At 66.6% G+C, this 22948-nt stretch carries 25 protein-coding genes; 20 read left to right on the forward strand and 5 right to left on the reverse strand.

Going from position 1 to position 22948, the window contains the following annotated elements:
* The first annotated feature begins 55 nt into the window (after positions 1–55).
* From pilV to tolA, 16 genes are all read left to right on the forward strand, one after another.
* Positions 56–691 carry a type IV pilus modification protein PilV gene (gene pilV, locus AC2EBU_RS06145; RefSeq protein WP_484609481.1) on the forward strand — a complete coding sequence of 212 codons (636 nt, stop codon included), beginning with the start codon at positions 56–58 and terminating at the stop codon, positions 689–691.
* A complete protein-coding gene (locus AC2EBU_RS06150; RefSeq protein ID WP_484609482.1) occupies positions 688–1701 on the forward strand; it encodes a PilW family protein in 1014 nt (337 codons plus the stop codon). The genes pilV and AC2EBU_RS06150 overlap by 4 nt, the downstream gene beginning before the upstream one ends.
* On the forward strand, positions 1698–2384 hold the full coding sequence (locus AC2EBU_RS06155) for a pilus assembly PilX family protein (protein ID WP_484609483.1): 687 nt from the start codon (positions 1698–1700) through the stop codon (positions 2382–2384). The genes AC2EBU_RS06150 and AC2EBU_RS06155 overlap by 4 nt, the downstream gene beginning before the upstream one ends.
* Positions 2385–2396: 12 nt before the next feature.
* Positions 2397–7127, forward strand: a complete 4731-nt coding sequence (locus tag AC2EBU_RS06160) for a PilC/PilY family type IV pilus protein (protein ID WP_484609484.1) — start codon at positions 2397–2399, stop codon at positions 7125–7127.
* A 47-nt stretch (positions 7128–7174) separates the two neighbouring features.
* Positions 7175–7621: a type IV pilin protein gene (locus AC2EBU_RS06165; protein ID WP_484609485.1), complete on the forward strand. Its 447-nt coding sequence runs from the start codon at positions 7175–7177 to the stop codon at positions 7619–7621.
* Entirely contained in the window at positions 7618–8193 is a 576-nt protein-coding gene (locus AC2EBU_RS06170; RefSeq protein ID WP_484609486.1) for a GspH/FimT family pseudopilin, read from the forward strand. Before AC2EBU_RS06165 ends, AC2EBU_RS06170 begins: the two co-directional genes overlap by 4 nt.
* Complete coding sequence (gene ribD, locus AC2EBU_RS06175; RefSeq protein ID WP_484609487.1) at positions 8190–9353, forward strand: bifunctional diaminohydroxyphosphoribosylaminopyrimidine deaminase/5-amino-6-(5-phosphoribosylamino)uracil reductase RibD; 1164 nt, start codon at positions 8190–8192, stop codon at positions 9351–9353. Before AC2EBU_RS06170 ends, ribD begins: the two co-directional genes overlap by 4 nt.
* A 90-nt stretch (positions 9354–9443) precedes the next feature.
* Positions 9444–10088, forward strand: coding sequence for a riboflavin synthase (locus AC2EBU_RS06180; protein WP_484609488.1), 645 nt, complete (start codon positions 9444–9446; stop codon positions 10086–10088).
* The gene (gene ribBA / locus AC2EBU_RS06185; protein ID WP_484609489.1) at positions 10085–11203 is read left to right on the forward strand and encodes a bifunctional 3,4-dihydroxy-2-butanone-4-phosphate synthase/GTP cyclohydrolase II; all 1119 of its coding nucleotides are present in this window, start codon (positions 10085–10087) and stop codon (positions 11201–11203) included. The genes AC2EBU_RS06180 and ribBA overlap by 4 nt, the downstream gene beginning before the upstream one ends.
* Before the next feature lie 6 nt (positions 11204–11209).
* Positions 11210–11674: a 6,7-dimethyl-8-ribityllumazine synthase gene (gene ribH / locus AC2EBU_RS06190; protein WP_484609490.1), complete on the forward strand. Its 465-nt coding sequence runs from the start codon at positions 11210–11212 to the stop codon at positions 11672–11674.
* On the forward strand, positions 11671–12216 hold the full coding sequence (gene nusB, locus AC2EBU_RS06195; RefSeq protein WP_484609491.1) for a transcription antitermination factor NusB: 546 nt from the start codon (positions 11671–11673) through the stop codon (positions 12214–12216). The genes ribH and nusB overlap by 4 nt, the downstream gene beginning before the upstream one ends.
* A 12-nt stretch (positions 12217–12228) precedes the next feature.
* On the forward strand, positions 12229–13413 hold the full coding sequence (locus AC2EBU_RS06200; protein WP_484609492.1) for a pyridoxal phosphate-dependent aminotransferase: 1185 nt from the start codon (positions 12229–12231) through the stop codon (positions 13411–13413).
* On the forward strand, positions 13410–13829 hold the full coding sequence (gene ybgC, locus AC2EBU_RS06205) for a tol-pal system-associated acyl-CoA thioesterase (RefSeq protein WP_484609493.1): 420 nt from the start codon (positions 13410–13412) through the stop codon (positions 13827–13829). The genes AC2EBU_RS06200 and ybgC overlap by 4 nt, the downstream gene beginning before the upstream one ends.
* Complete coding sequence (tolQ, locus tag AC2EBU_RS06210; RefSeq protein ID WP_484609494.1) at positions 13826–14518, forward strand: protein TolQ; 693 nt, start codon at positions 13826–13828, stop codon at positions 14516–14518. Before ybgC ends, tolQ begins: the two co-directional genes overlap by 4 nt.
* A gap of 30 nt (positions 14519–14548) precedes the next feature.
* Positions 14549–14974 carry an ExbD/TolR family protein gene (locus AC2EBU_RS06215; RefSeq protein ID WP_484609495.1) on the forward strand — a complete coding sequence of 142 codons (426 nt, stop codon included), beginning with the start codon at positions 14549–14551 and terminating at the stop codon, positions 14972–14974.
* Positions 14975–15027: 53 nt separating this feature from the next.
* Positions 15028–15933 (forward strand): cell envelope integrity protein TolA, encoded by a 906-nt coding sequence (gene tolA, locus AC2EBU_RS06220; protein WP_484609496.1) that lies wholly within the window; start codon positions 15028–15030, stop codon positions 15931–15933.
* An 86-nt stretch (positions 15934–16019) separates the two neighbouring features.
* Here the strand turns inward: tolA and AC2EBU_RS06225 are convergent, their stop codons facing one another.
* Both AC2EBU_RS06225 and AC2EBU_RS06230 read right to left on the reverse strand, forming a co-directional pair.
* Positions 16020–16463: a universal stress protein gene (locus AC2EBU_RS06225; protein WP_484609497.1), complete on the reverse strand. Its 444-nt coding sequence runs from the start codon at positions 16461–16463 to the stop codon at positions 16020–16022.
* A gap of 66 nt (positions 16464–16529) precedes the next feature.
* Complete coding sequence (locus tag AC2EBU_RS06230; protein ID WP_484609498.1) at positions 16530–17291, reverse strand: 2OG-Fe dioxygenase family protein; 762 nt, start codon at positions 17289–17291, stop codon at positions 16530–16532.
* 137 nt (positions 17292–17428) lie between these two features.
* Here AC2EBU_RS06230 and AC2EBU_RS06235 point away from each other — a divergent pair, with 137 nt between their 5' ends.
* From AC2EBU_RS06235 to AC2EBU_RS06250, 4 genes are read left to right on the forward strand one after another with little or no spacing between them, the layout of a single operon-like run.
* Positions 17429–17944, forward strand: a complete 516-nt coding sequence (locus AC2EBU_RS06235; RefSeq protein ID WP_484609499.1) for a hemerythrin domain-containing protein — start codon at positions 17429–17431, stop codon at positions 17942–17944.
* Positions 17941–18603 (forward strand): YitT family protein, encoded by a 663-nt coding sequence (locus AC2EBU_RS06240; protein ID WP_484609500.1) that lies wholly within the window; start codon positions 17941–17943, stop codon positions 18601–18603. Before AC2EBU_RS06235 ends, AC2EBU_RS06240 begins: the two co-directional genes overlap by 4 nt.
* 24 nt (positions 18604–18627) lie before the next feature.
* Positions 18628–19305 carry a hypothetical protein gene (locus tag AC2EBU_RS06245; protein WP_484609501.1) on the forward strand — a complete coding sequence of 226 codons (678 nt, stop codon included), beginning with the start codon at positions 18628–18630 and terminating at the stop codon, positions 19303–19305.
* Positions 19306–19347: 42 nt separating this feature from the next.
* Entirely contained in the window at positions 19348–19491 is a 144-nt protein-coding gene (locus AC2EBU_RS06250) for a DUF3149 domain-containing protein (protein WP_484609502.1), read from the forward strand.
* 22 nt (positions 19492–19513) lie between these two features.
* Here the strand turns inward: AC2EBU_RS06250 and AC2EBU_RS06255 are convergent, their stop codons facing one another.
* From AC2EBU_RS06255 to AC2EBU_RS06265, 3 genes are all read right to left on the reverse strand, one after another.
* The gene (locus tag AC2EBU_RS06255) at positions 19514–20728 is read right to left on the reverse strand and encodes a saccharopine dehydrogenase family protein (RefSeq protein WP_484609503.1); all 1215 of its coding nucleotides are present in this window, start codon (positions 20726–20728) and stop codon (positions 19514–19516) included.
* Between the two features lie 73 nt (positions 20729–20801).
* Complete coding sequence (locus AC2EBU_RS06260) at positions 20802–21614, reverse strand: SDR family NAD(P)-dependent oxidoreductase (protein ID WP_484609504.1); 813 nt, start codon at positions 21612–21614, stop codon at positions 20802–20804.
* 35 nt (positions 21615–21649) lie between these two features.
* A complete protein-coding gene (locus AC2EBU_RS06265; RefSeq protein WP_484609505.1) occupies positions 21650–22855 on the reverse strand; it encodes a serine hydrolase domain-containing protein in 1206 nt (401 codons plus the stop codon).
* Positions 22856–22948: the final 93 nt, after the last annotated feature.

Consider the following 22948-nt stretch of genomic DNA (forward strand, 5'->3'; position numbering starts at 1 on the left):
CGCCGCCCGTCGCTGTCCATTCGACCAACGCCAAAGCCTGCGGCACAGTGCCACCATGGCAAAAAAACCGTTTCTTGCTTCCCGGCGCAGCCGCCGCGCGGCTGCGGTCGGCATGACCCTGATCGAAGTTCTGGTGGCGCTGGTCATCTTTGCGCTGGGCATGCTCGGTGCCGGCGGCCTCATGCTGGCCAGTTTGCGCTCCGGGCAATTCTCCCGCAATGCCTCGATCGCCACCAGCCTGGCGCGCGACTACAGCGACATCATGCAGATGGTTCCACCGTCGGTCATCGCCACGGCAGGCGGTGCAACCAACACCTTCACCATTGACACCGGCAGTCCACCCGCCCTGCCGACCGATCGCTGCAAGACGTCCGACTGCACCCCCACGCAGATGGTCAACATGGCCGTGTGGGACTGGTCCCGGCGGGTGATCGGCTCGCTTCCTGGCGGACGGGCGGTGGTCTGCAAAGACACCGAGCCCCGGGAGACCACCGGGTCGGCCGCGGGCCTGTACCGCTGGGAATGCAACGACACCGGGGATCTGATGGTCATCAAGTTCGGCTGGGAGGCCAAAACCGGCCCCTCCGGCACTGGCGACGACACCTTGACCGCCACCGATGCCAACAGCAACGTCCGCCCGAAAATGGTCATCACCCTGTTCGGCAACCAGCAGGAAATTGACGGCATATGAACGCCTTGCCCATCCGCTCCGTCGCCACCCGCCTGCGCCAGCAGGGTCTGACCCTGGTGGAAATGCTCGTTGGCATGGTGCTCATGCTGCTGGTCATCATGGCCACGGTGGCGCTGTTTTCCGTGACCAGTTCCAGCTACCGGACCGTGGACGCCGGCCAGGAACTGGAGGACAACGCCCGTTTTGCCTTCGAAATCATCGGCCAGGCCATCCGGCAGGCGGGTTTTCAGGAGCGTACCGGTCCGCCTTCGGCGTCAGGCCTCCTGGCGGACAGCGTATTTACCGGCCCGCCGGGTGGCACCTGGCGCATCGAAGGCCGCAACGCGCAGACACTGACCGGCGGCGGCAGTCTCAGCTACTCCGGCAGCAACGTGGTCAATGGCAGCGACGCCTTGATCATCCGGTTCTTCGGCTCGAATCTGCCCGATCCCGCCAACCCTGCCGTCGGCCTGGTCAGCGGCGGCAATTTCGTTGCTGACGGGACCATGATCGACTGCTCGGGAATCGCGGTGCCCTACCCCAGTGGCGTGACTGACATCGGGCACAGCGGATTTTTCGTGCGGGTGAATTCCGCCAGCGGAGAGTCGGAGCTCTATTGCATGCGCCAGGGTGGCGGGACATTCAGCACCACACAACTGATCAAGGGGATCGATTCTTTCCAGGTCATGTACGGTGTGGACACCGACACGACCCCCGACGAAGTGGTCGACCGCTGGGTCAGTGCCGACGCGGCATGGGATGACCCCGCACTCAATCCCAACTGGAACCGCGTGGTTGCCATCCGGGTGGGCATGGTGCTGCGCGGCCCTGTCGGCTCGGGCCAGGGGGCCAGCGCCACCAGCGCGGAAAACGAGTATTACCCCATGGGACGCGCCTTTACCTGCGAGAGCGCGACCGCCACCGCCAGTTGCAGTCCCAGTGAAGCCGGGCTGAAATTCACCGCGCCCGCCGACACCCGCTTGCGGCGCGTTTTCACCACCACGTTTCACGTCCGCAACACCGCCTTATGACCCGCGTCGTACACCCTATCCCCCACCGCCCGCGCGGACGGTCCGCCGGCCAGCGTGGCATGGCGCTGGTCATGGTGCTGATCATGATGAGCATCGTGTTTGTCATCGCCTCCGTCAGCTCGCGGGTGGCGACCCTGGGCGAACGCGCCGCCCGCAATGACCGCGACCGGCAGACCGCCTTGCAGGCGGCCGAGGCGGCCTTGTCCGACGCCGAGATCGACATCATGGGCCCCACCTCCATGGGCACCCGGGTGGCCATGTTCGGCACGCTGCCGGCCGGCGACGGCTGCAGCACCGAAACAGACACCCGTGGTTACTGCGGCCGTCTGTTCCCGGCCTCCGGTTCCACCTCGCTGCTGTCGGTGTACCGGCCGATTTTCGAGACGGCTGAAACCAGTGCCGATCGGGCCTACAGCATTTTTGGCGAGTTCACCGGCCGCACCACCTTCAGCGGCGGCGCCGTCACCGACAGCCAGTTCGCCACATCCACCGGCGGCGCCTTGCCCTCGCGCCTGCCACGGTACGTCATCGAAAAAACCGCTTTGAGCTTCCGCAACCGGTCGGCAACCGCCGGCAAGCCCTACGACGCCTACATTGTCACCGCCATCGGCTACGGCCTGCGTACCGAAACCCAGGTGGTGTTGCAGGCGGTGATCTCCAAACCCGTGGCCACCACCAACTGAACGGGGACCCCGATGCGACGCATACTGCAATTCTTCCGAACCCTGGTCTCGCCGGGCATCGTGTGCGCGGCGGCGCTGGTCATCGGCGGCAGCACCGCACAGACACCGCCATCCTTCCCGACCGTGGACCTGAGCATCGGGCCGGTAGCCGTCAACACGCAGGCGATCAACATCGCCCTGGCGCTGTCGGTCGAATTCCCGACCGTCGGCGCGGCCTACCGGCAGGCGGATTACAACCACGCCACCACCTACCTGGGGTACTTCGACCCCAAGGGTTGTTACAAGTACCGGGACACCACCGTCGGCGCCCCGGTCAACGGCGAATATTTCCTGCGCACCGGCAACGTTGACACCGACGGCTACTGCGAAACCGCCGCCTCGGGTGGCGGGCGCTACAGCGGCAACGCGCTGAACTACGTCACCACCTCGTCCATCGACCTGTTGCGTTATGCACTGACCGGCGGGGACCGGGCCGTCGACACCGCTGACACCACCATCCTGCAGCGCGCCTATCTCTACAACGGCTGGAACCTGCACAACGGCACCTATTTCCCCTCCAAACGCTTTCCGCAGGCCATGGTGGGCCGGGTCATCCCGCCGTTTATCACGGGCTCCGACGTTTACGGGGGCGGCTGTCAGGACAAGGTCTGGTTCGGCACCTCCAACGCCGGCGCCAGTTGCACCACCCCGGGCACCTCGGGCAATCTGAACCCGACCACGGCCACGGTCACCGTCACTACCGTGGTTACCAACACCGTGACCGTCCCCTATGGCGCGCCGGCACCAACCGGCAACACGGTCACCTTCATCACCACCACCTGGGCCATCAGCAATCCGCTGGTCACCGTCAGTTCGGCCAGCGCGGTGGAATCGCCCACGGTGGCCACCTCGGATCCGCCGCTGACGACCACCGGGGTTCCGGTACTGACCGGCGGCACCACCACCTCTCTTCCACCGTCACCCATCACCACGGCGACGGCGTACCTGACCACGGTATATGTCGCCACCGCGGGTACGACGACCACCACACCGACCGCCCCCTTTCCGTCGGTGGTGATAGGCAGCCAGACCGTAACCTTTGCATCGCGGAACTTCTACTTTCCGGCCACCAATGCGTCGTCTCCACAAAGGACTTTTACGTTCAACAGCACGTCGATCAACGTGTGCACGAATGCGAACACGTCATCACCGACGGCGTTCATCGGCTCGCTTAACGCTAGTGGGTCGCCCACCAGTGTCGCTTCAGGTTCCTGTGGTTCAGGCGTATATACCGGATACGGGACGCGACGGACAATCAACGGAAACGTGCGCACGGTCGCCGAACCGTGGTTAGTTCAGAACATTTTCCGCGTTCATACACCTCAAAACGTTTACCGCGAATACACCATCCGCACCGACTACCACGTCTACATTCCGTCGGACCAGTATCAGGTGTCCGTGGCTTCCAGCGGTACGGCAACCGTCACCACCACGGCGGCCATGTTTGCCCGGGTCAAGGTGTGCGATGACACCGAAAAGACCTCGCGGACCGACCTGTGTGAGCGCTTTCCGAATGGCAACTACAAACCCATCGGCGAAATCCAGCGCTACAACATCCGCGCCCGGGTGTCGGCCTTCGGTTACCTGGCCGATGACAGTACCCGCTACGGTGGTGTGTTGCGGGCGCCGATGAAGTTCACCGGCCCGAAATTCCTGGACCAGGACGGTGTGCTGCAGACCAACGCCAACCCGGAATGGGACGCCAACACCGGCGTGTTCGCCACTGATCCCCTGAATGCCTCGCCCACCTACGCATTCAGTGGTGTGATCAACTACCTGAACAAATTCGGCCGCACCGGCACGCTGGGCTACTACAAAGGTCTGGACCCGGTGGGTGAGCTGTACTACGAGGCCATCCGCTATTTCCAGGGTCTGGGGCCGACGGCGCTGGCCACTGACGGGGCCACCCCGGCCATGGCCGACGGTTTCCCCTACTACACCACCAGCGGTACAGCACCCGCCATCTGGCAGGACCCGGTGCAAAACGCCTGCGAGCGCAGCAATTTCATCCTGAACATCGGCGACGTCAACACCCACTGGGACAAACATCTGCCCGGCCATCGCCGATCCGGCAGCTCCATGGAAACCTCCACCGACCTGACCCGTGCGGCGGTGGCCATCCCCGGCACCACCACGCTGTTCGACGCCACCGACTGGACCAACCTGCTGACCGGCTTCGAAACCGGCACCAGCATCGCCTATGTCGACTCCAAAGGCCGGGCCCAGAACACGACCGGCAACCCCAATACCAACAGCAACAACACCAACCTGGCCACCAAGACCACGGGCTCCAACAATTCCGCCTACTACTGGGCCGGGGCGGCCTACTGGGCCAACACCCAGTCCATACGGGCCGACGTCAAAGGCGGCATGAGCATGCGCGATGTGCGGGTCAAGACCTTCACCATTGACGTGGACGAAGGCGGCAACGGCGACATTGAGGACACCAATCCCCGCGGCATCAAACCCCGCCGCAGCGCGGCCTATCTGGCCGGCAAGTACGGCTGGTTCGTCGACAAGAATGACGACGGCAACCCGTTCCGCACCGAGGGCGGCGCGGTCAACAACACCGAGTGGGAAGACCCCAGCGCACCCAACACCCCGGACGGTTATGTCATCGCCAGCCAGGCCGCAAAAATGATTGCGGGTATTCGCAAGTTCTTCGAGGCGGCGTCCAACGTGCGGGGTGCGGCATCCACCTCGGCCGTCAGCTCGGCGCGATTTACCGCCAACTCCCCGGATGGCGACTTCTTCGCGCCCAAGTTCGAGGCCGGCGACTGGACCGGCACCATCGAGCGTACCCGCCTGGTGCTCAATACGTCCACCGGTGACATCGAGGCACTTTCGGCCGTAGTCTGGGACGCGGGCAAAATCCTGACCCTCGCGTCCACCACCAGCACCACTACACCGCCGGACCCGTACGTCAGGCCGGCCGACCGCAAAATCCTGACCATGAAGCGGGACAGCGGGTCCATGGTGGGTATTCCGTTCACTGTGGCGGACAAAAACGACCTGGACGCGCTCGTGCTCAGTTCGCTCAACACCAATCCCGGGCTGGGTACCACTGACAGCCTCGCCGATGTACGCATCAACTGGCTGCGCGGCGTGCGGAGCAACGAAATCGGTCAGACCGGAGGCACCTTGCGCGCCCGCAAGAGCGTCATGGGCGACATCATCAACTCGGGCCCGGTCTACAAACAGGGCGCGGACCCGACCATCACCGGCCCGGGATATCTGGCTTTCGCCCAGTCGGTTTCCGGCCGCACCGCCGTGCTGTATGTGGGCGCCAACGACGGCATGTTCCATGCCTTCCGCGCCAGTGACGGCAAGGAGATGTTTGCCTACATTCCCCGTGCCGTGGCGACCAACCTGAACAAGCTGACCCGCCCCGGCTATACCCACCAGCCCTATGTGGATGCGGTCCCGCTGGTGAGCGAAGCGCAAGTCGGTGCGAACTGGCGCACCCTGGCCGTCTCGGGCATGGGCGGGGGTGCGCAGGGATTGTTTGCGCTCGACGTCACGGCGCCGGCGTCGTTCACCACCACCAATGTGTTGTGGGAGTTCACCGACCAGGACGACCCGCAGATGGGCAATATCGTCACCCAGCCGCAGCTGATGAAGCTGAAGGTGGCCGGCACACCCGCCACCTACAAATGGTTTGTCGTGGTGGGTAGCGGCTACAACAACTACAAGAGCGACTCCTACACCCAGACCAACGGGGAACAGGCCTTGTTCTTCCTGAGTGTGGACAAGGCGGCCAATGCCAACTGGCAGCTGGGCACCAACTATTTCAAGGTGAGCCTGCCGTATGCCAGTGGCTCCATCGTCAACGGGCTGTCCAACCCGGCGGCGCTGAACGGTGCCCTGGGCGAAGCGCAAATCATCTATGCGGGCGACCTGCAGGGCAACCTGTGGAAGTTTGACGTCACCGCGGGCCTGAGCACCAGCAACCTCAACGATGCGGTGTTCAAGGTCAGCAGTGTCAAGACGCCGCTGTTTGTTGCCACGGACAGCCTGGGTGCGAGACAACCGATCACCATTCCACCGGCCATTGTCGAAGCCAATGAGCGGGGACAGATGGTTCTGTTCGGCACCGGCAAATTTGTCGAACCGTCCGATGCCACCACGGTGCAGACCCAGGCCATTTACGGCGTCTGGGATTCGCTGGAAACCACGGCGACGGATTTTGCCGTTCCCAAAGCCAAGCTGTATCAGCGGACGGCAACCCTGTCAGGCAACTCGGTGACGGTGGGCTCGGCAACGTTCGCGTTCGGTCTGGGAACGGGCAAGTACCGCGGCTGGTATTTCAACCTGCCTCAGACCCGCGAACGGGTGGCCGTCGAGTCGACCCTCGGGCTGGGCTTGATCGCTTTCAGCGCGGCAATTCCAGAGGGAACCTGTTCAGGTGATGGCGCAGGACGACGCTATTGCCTCAATCCGGTCACTGGCGCGCCCGTCCCCGGTTGTTCTCCCGAAGCGAAACCCGGCATTCCTGGCGTCGTGAAGATCTTGCAGGTGGAACTCGATGACACGTCCTATTCGGCGCGCTCACCTACCGGACGGCGGACCGTATCCATCGAACAGAAGGTGATTGGTTCCAGTACCAAACTCAGTGACGCGGGCACGGTGCAGGTTTCGACGGACTCCGTTCAGTCCATCATCATTCCAGCGGGTCGTGTCAACTGGCGGGAGTTGCGCCAGTGATGCCGCTTCACGATAAGATGGTTCGCATCATCCCTCGGAGTTTTGCCATGCCTCAACGGTCCGTACGCGGCTTCACGCTGATTGAGCTGATGATCACGGTGGCCATCATCGGCATCCTGGCGGCGGTGGCTTATCCGGCCTACACCAACCAGATCGCCAAAGGCCGCCGCGCGGAATGTCGATCGGGCCTGATGCAGGCCTTGCAGCAGCAGGAGCGTTACTTCACCCAGTACAACGCCTATGTCGCCTTCGGAGCCGCCTCGGGTGCGGTTATCCGAAAGTTCTCCGGCGACACGGCGGCAGAGAGCGCGTGTTTCGAGTTTTCTGCGGAAGCCTGTGGAAGTGGCATCGGCAACTGTGTCCTGATGGAGGCGCGCATGCGCAGCGCCGACCCGGCCAACATCACGCACCTTTCGCTCGACAGCAACGGCGGCAAGGCCTGCAAGATCAGCAACGGCTCACGGGTCACCGGCAACAAGGACTGCTGGCCATGAGGTCCTTGCGCCGGTCGGCAGCCCACGCCGGCTTTACCCTCATCGAGCTGATCGTGACCATGGCGCTGGCCATTGTTTTCCTGGTGGTGGCGGTGCCTTCGATGCAGGATTTCATGGCCAGCCAGCAGGTGGCGGCCACGGCCACCTCGCTGCAGACGGCTGCCATGCAGGCCCGCAGCCGGGCGATGCAGGACAACCGGCGGGTGATGGTGCAACCGTTCTGCCATCCGGACACCGCCAGCTGCTCCAGTCCACCGGCCTGGGCCGACGGCTGGCAGGTGTATGTTGACGTCGTCGTGGATCAAAGCTACCAGGCGGGTACCGACACCCTGGTGGCAACCGAGGCAGCAGCGCCTTCGGGTGTCACCGTGACCAAGGAGTCGGGCACCAACGACTACTTCGCCTACGACGGCAGCGGGTTTCTGGCGTCCATCGGCGGATCGTCCAATGCCCGCTGGAAAATCGCATCCAGCAAGACCAGTCGAATCCGCTGCATGTTTATCGAGCGGTCCGGCAGGGTGCGTATTTTCGACCCCAATCCGTCAACCACCTGCCCGACTTCCGACTCGTGAGCGAGGTCGGCCCTGCCGCATCGGGCGAGTCGCCCGCCCTTGAACGCGCCGGCATCCTGGCCAGGAGCGCCCTGCTTCTCAGCAACCCCAACCCGCGGGTCGGCTGTGTGCTGACCGACCGGTACGGGGCGGTGATCGGTGAGGGTTTTACCCAGCAGGCGGGCGGGCCGCACGCCGAGGTCATGGCCCTTCGGGACGCCCGCCAGCGCAACGCCGACACCACCGGTTGCACCGCCTGGGTGACGCTGGAGCCCTGCTCCCACCACGGCCGCACGCCGCCATGCTGTGATGCGCTGGTCGCCGCCGGCGTAGCGCGCATCGTCGTGGCCAGCCTGGACCCCAACCCCCTGGTCGCCGGACGGGGCGTGGCGCGCCTGCGCGGTGCCGGTGTGGTGGTGGATGTCCTGCCGCCCGAACACCCGGCAGCGAGGTCCTGTCGCGAACTGAACATCGGCTTTTTCAGCCGCATGATCCGCCGCCGGCCGTGGGTGAGGCTCAAGATGGCTGCCTCGCTGGACGGCACGTCGGCCCTGGCCAACGGCGCAAGCCAGTGGATTACCGGCGAGGCAGCGCGGGCGGACGGCCACACCTGGCGGGCCCGGGCCTGCGCGGTGCTCACGGGCGTGGGCACGGTTCTCGCCGACAACCCTCGCCTGGACGTGCGCCACTGCGCAACACCCCGCCAGCCGCACCTGGTCATCGCCGACAGCCACTGGCAGACACCCCCGGATGCCGCCGTTTTCGGCCTGCCCCGCACGGTGCGTATCGTCGGCACGGCAGCCTGCGGCACGGCGACCGAGGCATTGGCCGCACGCGGCGCGCAGATTACCCGTTTGCCCGCCGATGGCACCGGTCGGGTTGACCTGGCGGCTCTGATGGAACTGCTGGGCCAGTCCGAAACCAACGAGTTGCATGTCGAAGCCGGCCCCACCCTCAGCGGCGCGTTGCTGGCTGCCGCCCTGGTCGACGAGTTGCTGGTGTATCTGGCGCCGCGCCTGCTGGGCCCGGGGCAACCGCTGGTCCGCTTGCCAGGCATCGAGCGGCTGGAGGACGGCCATTGCCTTCGCTTCGAGCAAATCGACCGGGTGGGCGATGACCTGAGGGTACTGGCCCGATTCGGGGCGCCGGACCCGTTTTTGTCCGGCGTTACGGCGCTGTAAGCCCATCAGGGGGCTCAGTGGCCACGCGGAGCGGCGGTCCATGCCGGCCCGGTCGGCACGGCTTGGGGTTTTCCCTGCGAGAATAGCGCCATGTTCACCGGAATCATTACCGGCGTGGGGCGCATCGCCGCCGTCCACGACCTCGGCAGCTCTTTCAGTCACGGCAAGCGGCTTGTCATCGAGGCGCCGGCTGGCTACCTCGATGACGTGGGCCAGGGCGACAGCATCGCACTGAACGGCGCGTGCATGACCGTCACCACTTTCGACGCCAACGGCGGCGAGTTCACCGTCGACGTATCGGCCGAGTCCCTGGCCCGCACCGCCGGGCTGGACCGCCCCGGGCCGATCAACCTGGAGAAAGCGCTGCGCGCCAACGACCGCCTGGGAGGCCACATCGTCTCCGGGCATGTCGATGGGATCGGGGTGGTCAGCACCATGGCCGAAATCGGCGAAAGCTGGGATCTGCGCATCCGCGCCCCGCGCGAGCTGGCCCGATTCCTTGCCTACAAGGGCTCGATCACCGTCAACGGCGTCAGCCTGACGGTCAACCGCGTGCTTGACAGCGCCGACAGCTGCGAGGTGTGGATCAACCTCATCCCCCACACCGTGCAAAACACCGCACTGGGCAGCCTGGTGGCCGGCACGCCGGTGAACCTCGAAATTGACCTGATCGCGCGCTATGTGGAACGCATGCTCGCGACCGACCCGCAGTTGCCGACGAAAGCCCTGACATGACTGAACGCCCCCCTGCACCCATTTCCCCGACCGATGACATCGTTGCCGATCTGCGTGCCGGCCGCATGGTCATCCTGGTGGACGAAGAAGACCGGGAAAACGAAGGCGATCTGGTGCTGGCTGCCGACCATGTCACCCCCGAAGCCATCAACTTCATGGCCCGCTTCGGCCGGGGACTGATCTGCCTGACCCTCACCCGCGAACGCTGCGAATACCTGCGCCTGCCGCCCATGGCGGCGCGCAACGGTACCGTCTACAGCACGGCCTTCACCGTATCCATCGAGGCGGCCGAAGGCGTCACCACCGGCATTTCCGCGGCCGACCGGGCGCGTACCGTACAGGTGGCGGTGGCCACCGGATCGCGGCCCGACGACCTGGTGCAGCCCGGCCATGTCTTCCCGCTGCAGGCGGTGGATGGTGGTGTGCTCATGCGGGCCGGACACACCGAAGCCGGCTGCGACCTGGCAGCCATGGCGGGCTGCGCGCCCGCCGCCGTGATCTGCGAAATCATGAATGACGACGGCACGATGGCCCGCTTGCCGGACCTGCAGCGTTTTGCCGCCGAACATGGGCTGAAGATCGGCACCATCGCCGACCTGATTCACCACCGCAGCCGCACCGAGTCGCTGGTCGAAAAAGTTGGCTCGCGCGTGCTGGCAACCGCCCATGGCGAATTCACCGCCCATGCATTTCGCGACAAACCCAGCCAGGGTGTGCATCTGGCCCTGGTCCGCGGCCGCTGGGCCAGCGGCGACGAGGTGCCGGTGCGGGTGCACGAACCGCTTTCCGTCCTCGATCTGCTGGAGACCGGCCGCACCATGCACTCCTGGGATCTGGACAGCAGCCTGGCCTACCTGGCCCAACGCGGCCAGGGAGTGGCCGTGCTGCTCAACGCCGGCGAGAGCGCCGAGCAGTTGCTGACGCAGTTTGAAGGACGGGCGCAGGCCAGCCAGGCGCCACAGCGAGGCCGCATGGACCTTCGCACTTACGGCATCGGCGCGCAGATTTTGCGCATCTGCGGCGTACAGCGCATGAAACTCATGGGGCAACCCCGTCGCATGCCCAGCATGACCGGTTATGGCCTCGAAATCACCGGGTACATCCCCAAGGAATAAACACAGATGTTTGGCGCAGAAAAAGGCAAATCGGACAAGCTGGACGGCAGCAGGCTGCACATCGGGATCGTGCAGGCCCGTTTCAACGAATCAATCACCGACGCGCTGGCCTCGGCCTGCCTGCAGGAATTGCAGGCGCTTGGCGTCAATCCCCGCCACATCGAACATGTCCGGGTGCCTGGCGCCCTGGAAGTGCCGGTGGCCCTGCAGGCACTGGCAGAGCGCGACCGGTACGACGCGCTGATCGCCCTGGGCTGCATCATCCGCGGCGAGACCTACCATTTCGAACTGGTCGCCAACGAATCCGGCGCCGGTGTCAGCCGCATTGCGCTGGACTACCAGCTGCCGGTCGCCAACGCCATCCTGACCACCGAGAACGAGGCCCAGGCCCTGGCCCGCCAGCATGAAAAAGGACGCGACGCCGCCCGCGTTGCCGTCGAAATGGCCAACCTGCTGGAGGATCTGGCATGACGCCCGACGGTACCCAGGCTCCCCTGCCGGGCAGCGCGGCCGGCGCGGTCGGGCGTGGTGGCAAATCCAGACCCGACGGTGCGAAAGCGCCAACCCGCTCGGCCCGCTCGCGAGCCCGGGAGTTCGCCGTGCAGGCCCTCTACCAGCATCTGGTGGGCCGCAATGAGGCGACTGCCATCGACGCCTTCACCCGGGACCTGAGCGGATTCAACAAGGCCGACTCAGTACATTTTGACGCGTTGCTCCATGGCTGCATCGCCGAAGCCGAGGCACTGGACGCCCTTCTGGTTCCGCTGCTGGACCGGCGCCTGGCGGAGATTTCGCCGATCGAACGGGCCGTTCTGTGGATCGGTGGCTACGAGTTCCAGCATTGCCCCGATGTGCCCTGGCGGGTGATCATCAACGAATGTGTCGAACTGGCCAAGTCCTTCGGCGGCACCGATGGCCACAAGTACGTCAACGGCGTGCTGCATGGCCTGGCGCGACGCTTGCGTCCGGCCGAGGTGGCGGCCGATCCCAAATCCGAACGCGCCCCGCGTTGATCGGGGAGCACCATGCGCCTGTCTCGCCGCGCTCAAAACATCGAGCCCTTTTATGTCATGGAGGTCGCCAAGGCCGCCGGACAAATGGCCCGCGAGTTCGCCGGCAGCGGTGAACCGATGATTTTCCTCAACATTGGCGAGCCCGATTTCACCGCTCCGGCGCTGGTGCGTGAAATGGCGCACCGCTGCATCCGGGACGGCATCACCCAGTACACGCCTGCCCTGGGCCTGCCGGCCTTGCGCGAACAACTCAGCGGCTGGTATGCCAGCCGTTTCGGGCTGGACGTGCCGGCCCGGCGTATTGTCATCACCGCCGGGGCCTCCGCCGCCCTTCAGCTGGCCTGCCTGGCGCTGATCGATGCCGGAGACGAGGTGCTGATGCCCGACCCCAGCTACCCTTGCAACCGCCACTTCGTGACCGCCGCCGACGGCCGCCCGGTGCTGATACCGGCCGACGCCGCGGGCCGCTTCCAGCTGGGCGCCGACACCGTCCGGGCCGCCTGGGGAGCCCGCACCCGCGGGGTGCTTCTGGCGTCGCCCTCGAACCCCACCGGCACCTCGATCGACCCGCAGGAACTTGCCCGTATCCACCAATGCGTGCGCGAACACGACGGCTTCACGCTGGTCGACGAGATTTACCTTGGCCTGTCCTATGACAGCCGCTTCGGGCAGTCGGCGCTGGCTCTGGGTGACGATGTGGTGAGCATCAACAGCTTTTCCAAATACTTCAACATGACCGGCTGGCGCCTGGGCTGGCTGGTGGTGCCGGATTCGCTGGTGCCGGCCGTGGAGCGGCTGGCGCAGAACCTGTTCATCTGTGCCAGCGCTGTCTCGCAATATGCCGCGCTGGCCTGTTTCGAGCCCGAAAGCCTGGCCGAATACGAGCAGCGACGCGCCCAGTTTCGGGCCCGGCGCGACTTTTTTGTACCGGCGCTGGCGAAAGCGGGCCTTGCCGTGCCGGTGATGCCGGATGGTGCGTTTTACGCCTGGGCCGATTGCAGCCAGGCCGCCGCTCGGCTGGGCGTGGGCGACAGCTGGGACTTTGCCTTTGCCCTGATGCGCAGTGCCCGGGTGGCCGTGACTCCCGGGCGCGATTTCGGCAACGCCACCACGGGCCGTTTCGTGCGGTTCTCCACCGCCAGCTCGATGGAGCACCTGCAGTGCGCCGCCGACCGTCTGCATGCGGTGCTGGCGTGACCGCAGCCTTGTTTGAATGGCCCGTGCGGGTGTATTGGGAAGACACCGACGCCGGTGGCATCGTGTACTACGCCAACTACCTGCGGTTTTTCGAGCGTGCGCGTACCGAATGGCTGCGCGCCTGCGGGGTGCACCAGCAGGCGCTGCGGGAGCAGACCGGTGGCCAGTTTGTTGTCAGCGAGGCGTCGGTGCGTTACCACCGGCCGGCGCGTCTGGACGACAGCCTGGTGGTGACTGCCGAACTGGTTGAAGGCGGACGCGCGTCGCTGCTGATCCGCCAGCGCGCGCTGCGCCGTCCGCCAACCGGTGCCGCCGAACTGCTGTGCGAGGCGCTGGTGCGCGCCGGCTGGGTCGATGCCCTGACGTTGCGGCCGACCCGAATTCCCCCCCCTGTCCTGGAGGCCCTGCGCTCATGAGTCAGAACCTGTCCATCGTCCAGCTTGTGTTGCATGCCAGTCTGGTCGTGCAACTGGTCATGCTGCTGCTGGTTGCGGTATCGGTCGCCAGCTGGGCCGCCATCTTTCGCAAGTTTTTCACGCTCAAGCGGGTGCGCGCCCTCAACGACAGCTTCGAGCGCGATTTCTGGTCCGGCACCAGCCTGAACGACCTCTATGCCGCTGCCGCCCAGAACGCCAAGAACGCCGGCCCGATGGAACGCATTTTTGCCAGCGGCATGCGCGAATTCCAGAAACTGCGCGAGCGCGGCATCACCGACGCCGGCACCGTGCTTGACGGCGCGCGGCGCGCCATGCGCGCCAGTTACCAGCGCGAGCTGGACGCGATCGAATCGAACCTGTCACTGCTGGCTTCGGTCGGATCGGTATCGCCGTATCTGGGGCTGTTCGGCACGGTCTGGGGCATCATGCATGCGTTTACCGGGCTGGCCAGCCTGCAACAGGTGACCCTGGCAACCGTCGCACCGGGTATTGCCGAAGCGCTGGTGGCTACCGCCATCGGGCTGTTCGCGGCCATCCCGGCGGTGGTGGCCTACAACCGCTTCGCACACGACATTGATCGCGTCGCCAACAAGCTGGAGACCTTCATCGAGGAGTTTTCCAACATCCTGCAGCGCAACCTGGGGGCCCATTCGGCCTCGGGGCACTGAGACCGTCAACCCTGCGGACCGGAGCCTGCCATGCCAGCCGTCATTTCCCGCAGCCGTGGTCGGGGCCGTCGCACCATCAGCGAAATCAACATGGTGCCTTTCATTGACGTGATGCTGGTGCTGCTGATCATCTTCATGGTCACCGCGCCGCTCATCACCCCCAGTCTGATCGACCTGCCCTCCGTCGGCAAGGCGGCACGCACGCCCGATCAGCTGATCCAGATCACCATCGGGCGGGACGAGTCGCTGAGCCTGCGCCACGGCGATTCCCAGCGGCCGGTTGCGGCAGACCAGCTGCTGGCGCAGGTCCGGGCCGCGCAGGGCGGGCAGGCCGATCTGCCGGTGGTCATCAGCGCCGACCGCGCGGTGAAGTATGAGGTGGTGGTGAAAGTCATGGACCGGCTGCAGCGCGGTGGCGTCAGCCGGGTCGGTCTGGCCGTGCAACTGGCGCCCTGAGCGGCTCTGCCTTCAGCCCGCGCAAGCGCCTGTCGTCCATCACAACCCCTGCCATGTCCGCCACGGTCACCCGGATTCCTGACGACCCCGCACTGTGGGCGCCGGCCCCCCCGCCGGGCCAGGGTCTGTCGGTCGGGCTGGCGCTGGCCGTGCATGTTGTCCTTGTGCTGGCGCTGGCCTGGGGCACCCGCTGGCAGCGGGACGCCCCGGTCACCACGGTACAGGCCGAGCTGTGGGCGGCCATGCCCACCCTGGCGCCCGCGCCAGCGCCTCCACCACCTCCTGCACCGGCGCCACAGCCCCGCCCCGCCCCGCCGCCGCCGGCTGCCCCACCGAAAGCCGCCTCGCCACCGGAAACCCGTAACGCGGCCATCGCCACCGAGCGCCAGCGCGCCGCGTCGGAAGCGGCACGCAAACTCGCCGAACAAAAAGCCGCCGAAGCCCTCAAAACCCGCCAGGCCGCCGAGGCAGCGAAGCGGCACGAGCAGGAACAAAAGGCCGAGGCGGCCCGCAAACAGGCCGAAAAACGCGAGCAGGATGCCCGCCAGAAAGACCAGATCGAACGGGCAATGCGCCTGGCCGGAGCAGCCAGCCCCAGCCCGAACGCCAGCCCGGCAATGCCCAGCCCAGCTGCGGCGGCGGCACTGGCCGCGGGCGGCGCGACCCAGGCCAGCATCGGCGCCGCCGGCCCCTCGGCCACGTATGCCGGGCGGGTGGTGGCCGCCGTCAAACCCAACATCGTCTACCCGGACCTGATGGCCGGCAATCCGCGCGCCATCGTCGAGGTCCGCACCGCACCCGATGGCACCATCACCAGCCGGCGGCTGATCACCCCCAGCGGCCTGCGCGCATGGGACGACGCCGTGCTGCGGGCGCTGGACAAGACCGAAAAAATGCCCCGCGACACCGACGGGCGGGTGCCCGCCGTGATCGAGATGGGCTTTCGACCGCGTGACTGAAGGCCACGGGTACGAAAAACGCTACCTTTTCAGTAGCTGAAAGTGACCTTTTTACGCTGGGTTTCTGGCAAAAAGACCCAAAACCTTCATTCCGGAGCCCGAACCACCAGCACTGGCTGGTCGGCATGCTGCAGAACCCGCTGCGCGACACTGCCGAGCACCATTTTTTCCAGTCCGCGCCGGCCATGCGAGCCCATCACGATCAGGTCGGCCTCGATGGCATTGGCGGTCTCGATGATGCCACGCCACGGGGTATGGTTCTCCACCACGGTGGACTCCAGCGACACACCGGCCGCTTCGATCCGTTCGCGGGCCGCGCGGATCGAGTCATTGGCCTCGGCGCTGGCCGCGCTCAGGTACGTGGCCTGGCCGTAGGCAAAGTCGGTGCCGACGCCGGTGAACGGATAGGGGTCGATGACATAGATCACCGTGACCTTGCCATCAAAGGCCTTGGCCAGATCAACCGCCTTGTCAACGGCCTTGAAGGACGTGGCCGAGCCGTCGACCGGAACCAGAATGTGCTTGAACATGGGTGACTCCTCTGTGGTGTGGTGCCTCATTATGGGGACCGGCCCGGCGCCACTTCTTGACCCGGATCAAGCGCCTGAGGGGTCCACCACTTCGGCATCCGGGAAACCGACCGCGCGCAGTGTCACCACCAGGGTATCGCGCCAGCCAAAGCCGGCCAGCGGCTGAATCGGTGTGGATTCATGGATGACCCGGTGGTCGTCGAGCAGCAACACCGACCACGGTTCGGTGAGCGTAAACCGTTGGCCGGTGGGGCCAGCGGCATCAAAAACCCGGGTCTCGCCGCCCTTGACGCCCTGGCGGGCCACCAGAAACACCGCCACCAGATCGACGCCGTCGCGGTGTGCGCCCTCGGGAGTGGGGCGACCGATGCCGTCGGTGGTGTCGATACGGAACTGATGCGCCTCGCCGTACCAGGGCTCCACACCCCAGAGCCCGTCGGCCACCGTGCCCAGCCAGCACAGCAAACGCTGCCAGGTCACCGATGCGGTGGTGTCCGGCGCAATCGGCTCAAACCAGCGCGCCATGCCGCCATGCAGCGCGTTGTAGTCCACGCTCTGCCAGTGGGCGCGGTGCGACACCGGTACCACCTGGGCGTCACGAATCATGAAGCTCTCGTGCCGGCGGCGCCGGTAGCGCCCGCCGTCGCGCAGGTAGGCGTCCGGGGGCAGGTGATCCCAGTCGGCGGCCAGCTGGTGCAGCGCCGGCTCCGACAGGCCCGCAGCCTGCCGCACTGCCTGTGCCGACAGCACGCCGTAGCCCTGATCCCTCAGCGTCGCGGCAAGCGCCTCCGGAGCTGTGACGGGCGGGGCAAGAAGACTTTGGGGCATGGCAGCGGGACGGGAAGAACGAGGCGGAAGAAGCGTTTCAGTATGGCAAGGACCTGGCGTCGTGGCATGACCTGGATCAAGCCAGCGCGACACCGGCGCGGCTAAGCTTGCCACTTCGATTTTCGCAAAGCCTCATCATGCCTTATCTCGAGTGGTCGGACGCCTTGGCCATGGACCTGCCGGTCATGGATCAGACGCACCGTGAATTCATTGATCTGCTCGGCGCCGCCGAGATGGCGCCCGACGACCAGTTGCTGGGCCGCTGGCGTGCGCTGGTGGCCCATACCGACGACCATTTCGCCCAGGAAGACCAGTGGATGGCGGCCACCCGGTTCTCTTCGACCAATTGCCACACCACGCAGCACAAGGTGGTGCTGCAGGTTCTGCGCGAGGGACTCGCGCGCGGCGAGCGCGGCGAACTGGACGTCATCCGGGCGATGGTCCGCGAACTGTCGGCCTGGTTCCCGCACCATGCGCAGGCCATGGATGCCGCCCTGGCGCTGCACCTGCGCCGGGTGGGCTACGACCCCGAAACCGGTGTGGTGCGGATGCCCCAGGCGCTGCCCCAGGAGGTCATTCACGGCTGTGGCGGTGACACCTGTTCCGAGCCGGCCACCGCGACCCCGGCGGAGGCGGTCGCCACCCCGGCATGAGCGCCCGCACCGCCCAGGCGCCGCTGGCGGCGCCCGCAGCGTCCAAAACGCCCGCCGCGCCCGGGGCCTTGCGCCATCGCCTGTACGAAGACGTGCAGGCACTGCTCACGGGTACGATGTTTGTGGCGCTGGGCGTGATGATGTTTGCACAGGCCTCGCTGCTCACCGGCGGCACGGCCGGCATCGCTTTCCTGCTGCATTACGGCGCCGGAACAAGCTTCGGCCTGGCGTTTTTTCTGATCAACCTGCCGTTCTACCTGCTGGCCTGGAAACGCATGGGCCCGGCGTTCACGGTCAAGACCTTTGTGGCCGTGGCGCTGCTGTCGCTGTTCACCTGGCTGTTGCCCAAAGGACTGAGTTTCGGCCATGTCGCACCGCCCCTGGCGGCGGTGCTCGGCGGGCTGCTGTGCGGCGCGGGCATGCTGATCCTGTTTCGCCACCGTGCCAGCCTGGGGGGACTCAATGTGGTCGTCCTGCTGCTGCAGGAGCGTTTTGGCTGGCGGGCCGGGTCCGTGCAGCTGGTGCTCGATTCGCTGATTGTCCTGACCGCGTTGTGGATCGCCGATCCGGGGCGGGTGGCGCTGTCGGTCCTGGGCGGTGTGGTGCTCAACCTGGCGCTGGCCGTGAATCACCGGCCCGGCCGCTACGTGGCATTCTGAGCCCGAGACGCGGCGGACCACCGCATGAGCGCCACCCTGATCGTTGCCACCGTGGCACTGGCAGCGGCAATGCTGATGCGGCCCTGGCGCATGCTGCGCGACGGCACGCTCGCCACGCCGCTGCTGGCGGCGCTGGTGGTTCTGCCCTGGCTGTGGGCCCTGCCGCGCCTGCACGCCATGCCCTTGCAGTTGCAATGGTCCGGAGCCTGTATGGTGCTGCTGACCCTGGGCTGGCCGCTGGCGGTGCCGGTCCTGCTGCTGGTCGCCTTCATTTCGTCCCTGTGGGCGCCGCTGCCGCTGCTGGAAACCATAGACCTCGCGGTCTGGCTGGGCATCGTGCCGGCCACCATTGCCCTGGCCTTGGGCGGCGCGCTGCGCCGCTGGGTCTGGCATCACCCCTTTGTCTACATCCTCGGGCGCGGCTTTCTGGGCACGGCCGTGGCGGTGTTCGGCGCAGGTTTGCTGGCGCAGTGGAGCGGTCAGGAACTGGCACACGTCAGCACCGGCCTGGGCCTGGTGGCCCGCTGGCTGATGGCCTGGGGCGATGCCTTCATGACCGGCATGATGGCCGCCATCTTCGTCGCCTTCCGCCCGCAATGGCTGGCAACCTGGTCGGACATGATCTACCTCAACAAGAACGCCGATGCCGAACCGGCGATTGATAAAGATCAGAACCGTCCGGACGAACCGGGCGGACAGTAGCGGTCACTGCAACCGGGCGCATCGCGCTCCAGGAGACTGACCGTGAAACTCTTCAGCGATCTGATCGGCACCGACTACGGCGCCATGAGCTTGGCCGTCATTGTGTTCATGCTGGGCATGGGGGTCTGGTATGTGCGTTACTTCGTGAACAAGATGAACGAAGACGCGAAAAAGGCCGGCAAGTAATCCAGCAAGGGACGCTGGCGGTTCAAGCCACCAGCGCCAGTGTCATACCGGCCTGGCGCAGCCGGTCGGCCAGCACCACCCCCAACCCGCTGGCCGGCGTCAGAACCCCGCCGCCGGACTTCCCGCCCGGCAATGCGCGGGCGTCCAACGCCAGGGCCAGGGCCAGCGCCGCCTCACACACCATCACCGTCGTGGCGCGGTTGCCGGGGTCACCCGACGCCGCCACCCGAGCGCGGGCCACCGTGCCGCGCGCACCGAAACCCACCAGTTCGCAGCGGAAACCGCCCCGGTTCATGCTGTCTTCGGACGGCCCCTCACCGGGCGCGGGCGCCAGCCGCCGCGCCAGCGCTCGCACCGGGGCGAGCTTGAGCGCCGCCTGCGAGGCGCCCATCCCGGCGCTCAACCCCGCCGCCATCAGCGCCGCCGCGGCGCCGGAGCCGAAACGCAGGTATTCCTGGTAGTGGAAACCGGGCCCGTAATCCAGCAGCGCGGCACTGCGCCGAACCACCCGGGTATTGACCGGGCCCATGAAAAACGGGCCGACCCAGGCCTTGAAATCGGCGTCGCGATGCGGCGCCACGGGGTCCGCATCGGTGGGTCCGGCCGGGGGTCGGGTGTCCGCGGGATTGAGCAGCCACGGGTCGGCCAGGGCATCGGCCTGGCCGGAGTCGAGCATGTTCAGCGCCGACGCCAGCGTGCCGCCATTGAAGCCCCCGCGCAGCGAGAACGCGGCCTTCACTTGCTTGCAGGGTTCGCCCTGGGCCGCGAAGTGCTGCACCAGCATCGCGGCACCCAGATCGGATGGCACGGAGTCAAAACCGCAGCAGGGGATGATGCGGGTGCCATCGGCGGCTGCCTGCGCATGGTGGCGGTCGATCAGGCCGCGCACCCACGGGGTCTCGCCGGTGATGTCCACATAGTGGGTGCGCTGCGCCACGCAGGCGGCGACCAGGGCACTGCCGAACAGGGCAAACGGCCCGGCCGTGCTGAGCACCACGCGGGTGTCGCCCGCCAGCGCGGCGAGCGCGCGCGCGTCGGCCGCATCGGCCACCACAATGCCGGCATGGGCCGCGCCCGGTCCGGCGGCCTGCCGGGCCGCCTCCAGCTTGTCGCGGTTGCGTCCGGCCAGCGCCCAGCGCAGCCCGCCCCCGTGCGCGGCGAAATACGCCACGGTCTGGCGCCCGACAAAGCCGCTGGCGCCATAGAGAACCACGTCGTAAGGCCGGCTTTTGCTCATGTCACACCCCACATCGACTATCGAATTTATAGCTTGAAAGCACTGCTTTTCGCTGGGTATTGCCCTGTTTTCTTCAAAACTGCCCGGTTTTGCGCCCGAACAGGCCGGCGACGCGACGCAACAGCCATTTGGGGGTGCCGCGCGAGGCCAGAACCGCCGCCTGGTTGACAGCGCCGGGCACACAGATGACGTCGCCGTTCATGCAGGCCGCAAAACCTTCGCGGGCCACCTCCTCGACGCGGCCGATCAGCATCCCGGGCAGGCGCGAAACCTGGGCATTGGCCGCGGCAGCGGAATCGAGCATGGGCGTGGCCGTGATGCCGGGGCACAACGCCGTCACGGTGACGCCGCTGTCACGCAGTTCGACCGCCAGCGATTCGGTCAACGAAAGTACATACGCCTTGGTGGCGGCGTAGGTCGCCAGCGAGGGCACCGGCTGGAACGCGGCGATGGAAGCCACGTTCAGCACCCGGCCGGCGCCCCGCTGCGCCATGGCGGGCACAAAGGCCGACAGCAGGGCCGTGAGCGCCGTGATGTTGAGGTCGATCATCTGCCGGTGCACCGACGCCTCCTGACGCACAAACGCGCCCTGGGCCAGCACACCGGCGTTGTTGACCAGCACATCCACCGACAACCCGGCGCGGTCAAGACGGGCGGCCAGTGCGGCGGCCGCGTGCGGCACCGCCAGGTCGGCCGGCTCGACCCGCACGGTAACGCCGTGGCGGGTGCGCAGCGCCGCGGCCAGCGCCTGCAGCTTGTCGGCGCTGCGGGCCACGAGAACCAGATCATGGCCGGCGGCCGCGAATTGGCCGGCCAGCGCCTCGCCAATTCCAGAGGATGCGCCCGTGACCAGGGCAAGGGGTTGGTGGGGGCGGGTTCGGGACATCAGGGCTCCGGGGTGAAGAAGACGGACCGGGCGACTCAGTCGACCAGCATGGCGTAGACCATGTCGCGCAGCAGCGGGCGGTAGAACTCCCGCTGGTTGGGTGCCTGGATCATCAGGATCGCAAACAGCTCTTCGGCCGGATCGACAAAAAATGTGGTGCCGGCGATGCCACCCCAGTAGTACATGCCCACGGAGCCCGGGGTGGGCGCCTCGCCGGCGGCGATGCGCACGGCAAAACCCAGGCCGAAGCCGTGGCCGGGCGGCAGCAGGGACGCGCTGGCGCCGGGCGCCACCGGAATGTCGCCCAGGTGGTCGGCGGTCATGTAGTCGACGGTGCGCGGACCCAGCAGGCGCACACCATCGAGTGCGCCCTTGTTCAGCAGAAACTGCAGGAAGCGGGCGTAATCCCGGGCGGTGGACACCAGCCCGCCGCCGCCGCCTTCCATGCGGCCGGGATGGCGAAAATCGGTCACGGGCATGGGCACGCCGCCATCCGGGTCGTGGGCAAAGGGCTCGGCCAGGCGGGGCAGATGCTGTTCGGGCACCGTGAAACCGGTGTCGGTCATGCCCAGGGGCTCGAAGACATGCTCGCGCAGGTAGGTGCCCAGGCTATGTCCGGCGACCACCTCCACCAGTCGGCCGAGCACGTCGGTGGCGCGGCTGTACTCCCAGACGCTGCCGGGCTGGAACATCAGCGGAATGGCGGCCAGCGCGGCGCAGAACTCGGCATTGCTGCGTTCGCGCGAGCCCAGCCGGGCCTGCGCATATTCGCGCTGCACGCCGGCCACACCCAGGAATTCGTAGGTGAATCCGGCGGTATGGCGCAGCAGGTCCTGCACCGTCGCCGGCCGCGCCGCCGGCACCAGCGTGCGCACGCCGTCGTGCTCCACCGCCACCGGCTGGCCGGCGAATTCGGGCAGGTATTTCGCTATCGGGTCACTCAGCAACACGCGGCCCTGCTCCATCAGCATCAGCGTCGCCACCGACACCAGGGGTTTGGTCATCGAATAGATGCGAAAGAGCGAATCCCGCGCCATGCGGCTGCCGGTGGCGGGGTTCTGCCGGCCCAGGTGCTCAAACAGGGCCACTTTGCCGCGCCGCGCGACCAGCACCACCGCGCCGGGCAGGCGGCCGCGGTCCACATCGGCCTGCAGCCGGTCGAGCAGACGCTGCGCGCGCAGCGGACACAGGCCGACATCGGCGGGGTTGGCCTGGGGCAGGGGCAGGTGGCTGGCGATCATCCGTAACTTCTCCGTGGGGCGGCGGCCGGGGCCGCCGGTTCATGGCAACATCGCTGCCATTGTGCGACCAAGCGCCGGCAAGCGTCCGGCGGA

The organism is Curvibacter sp. T50 (assembly GCF_057219955.1).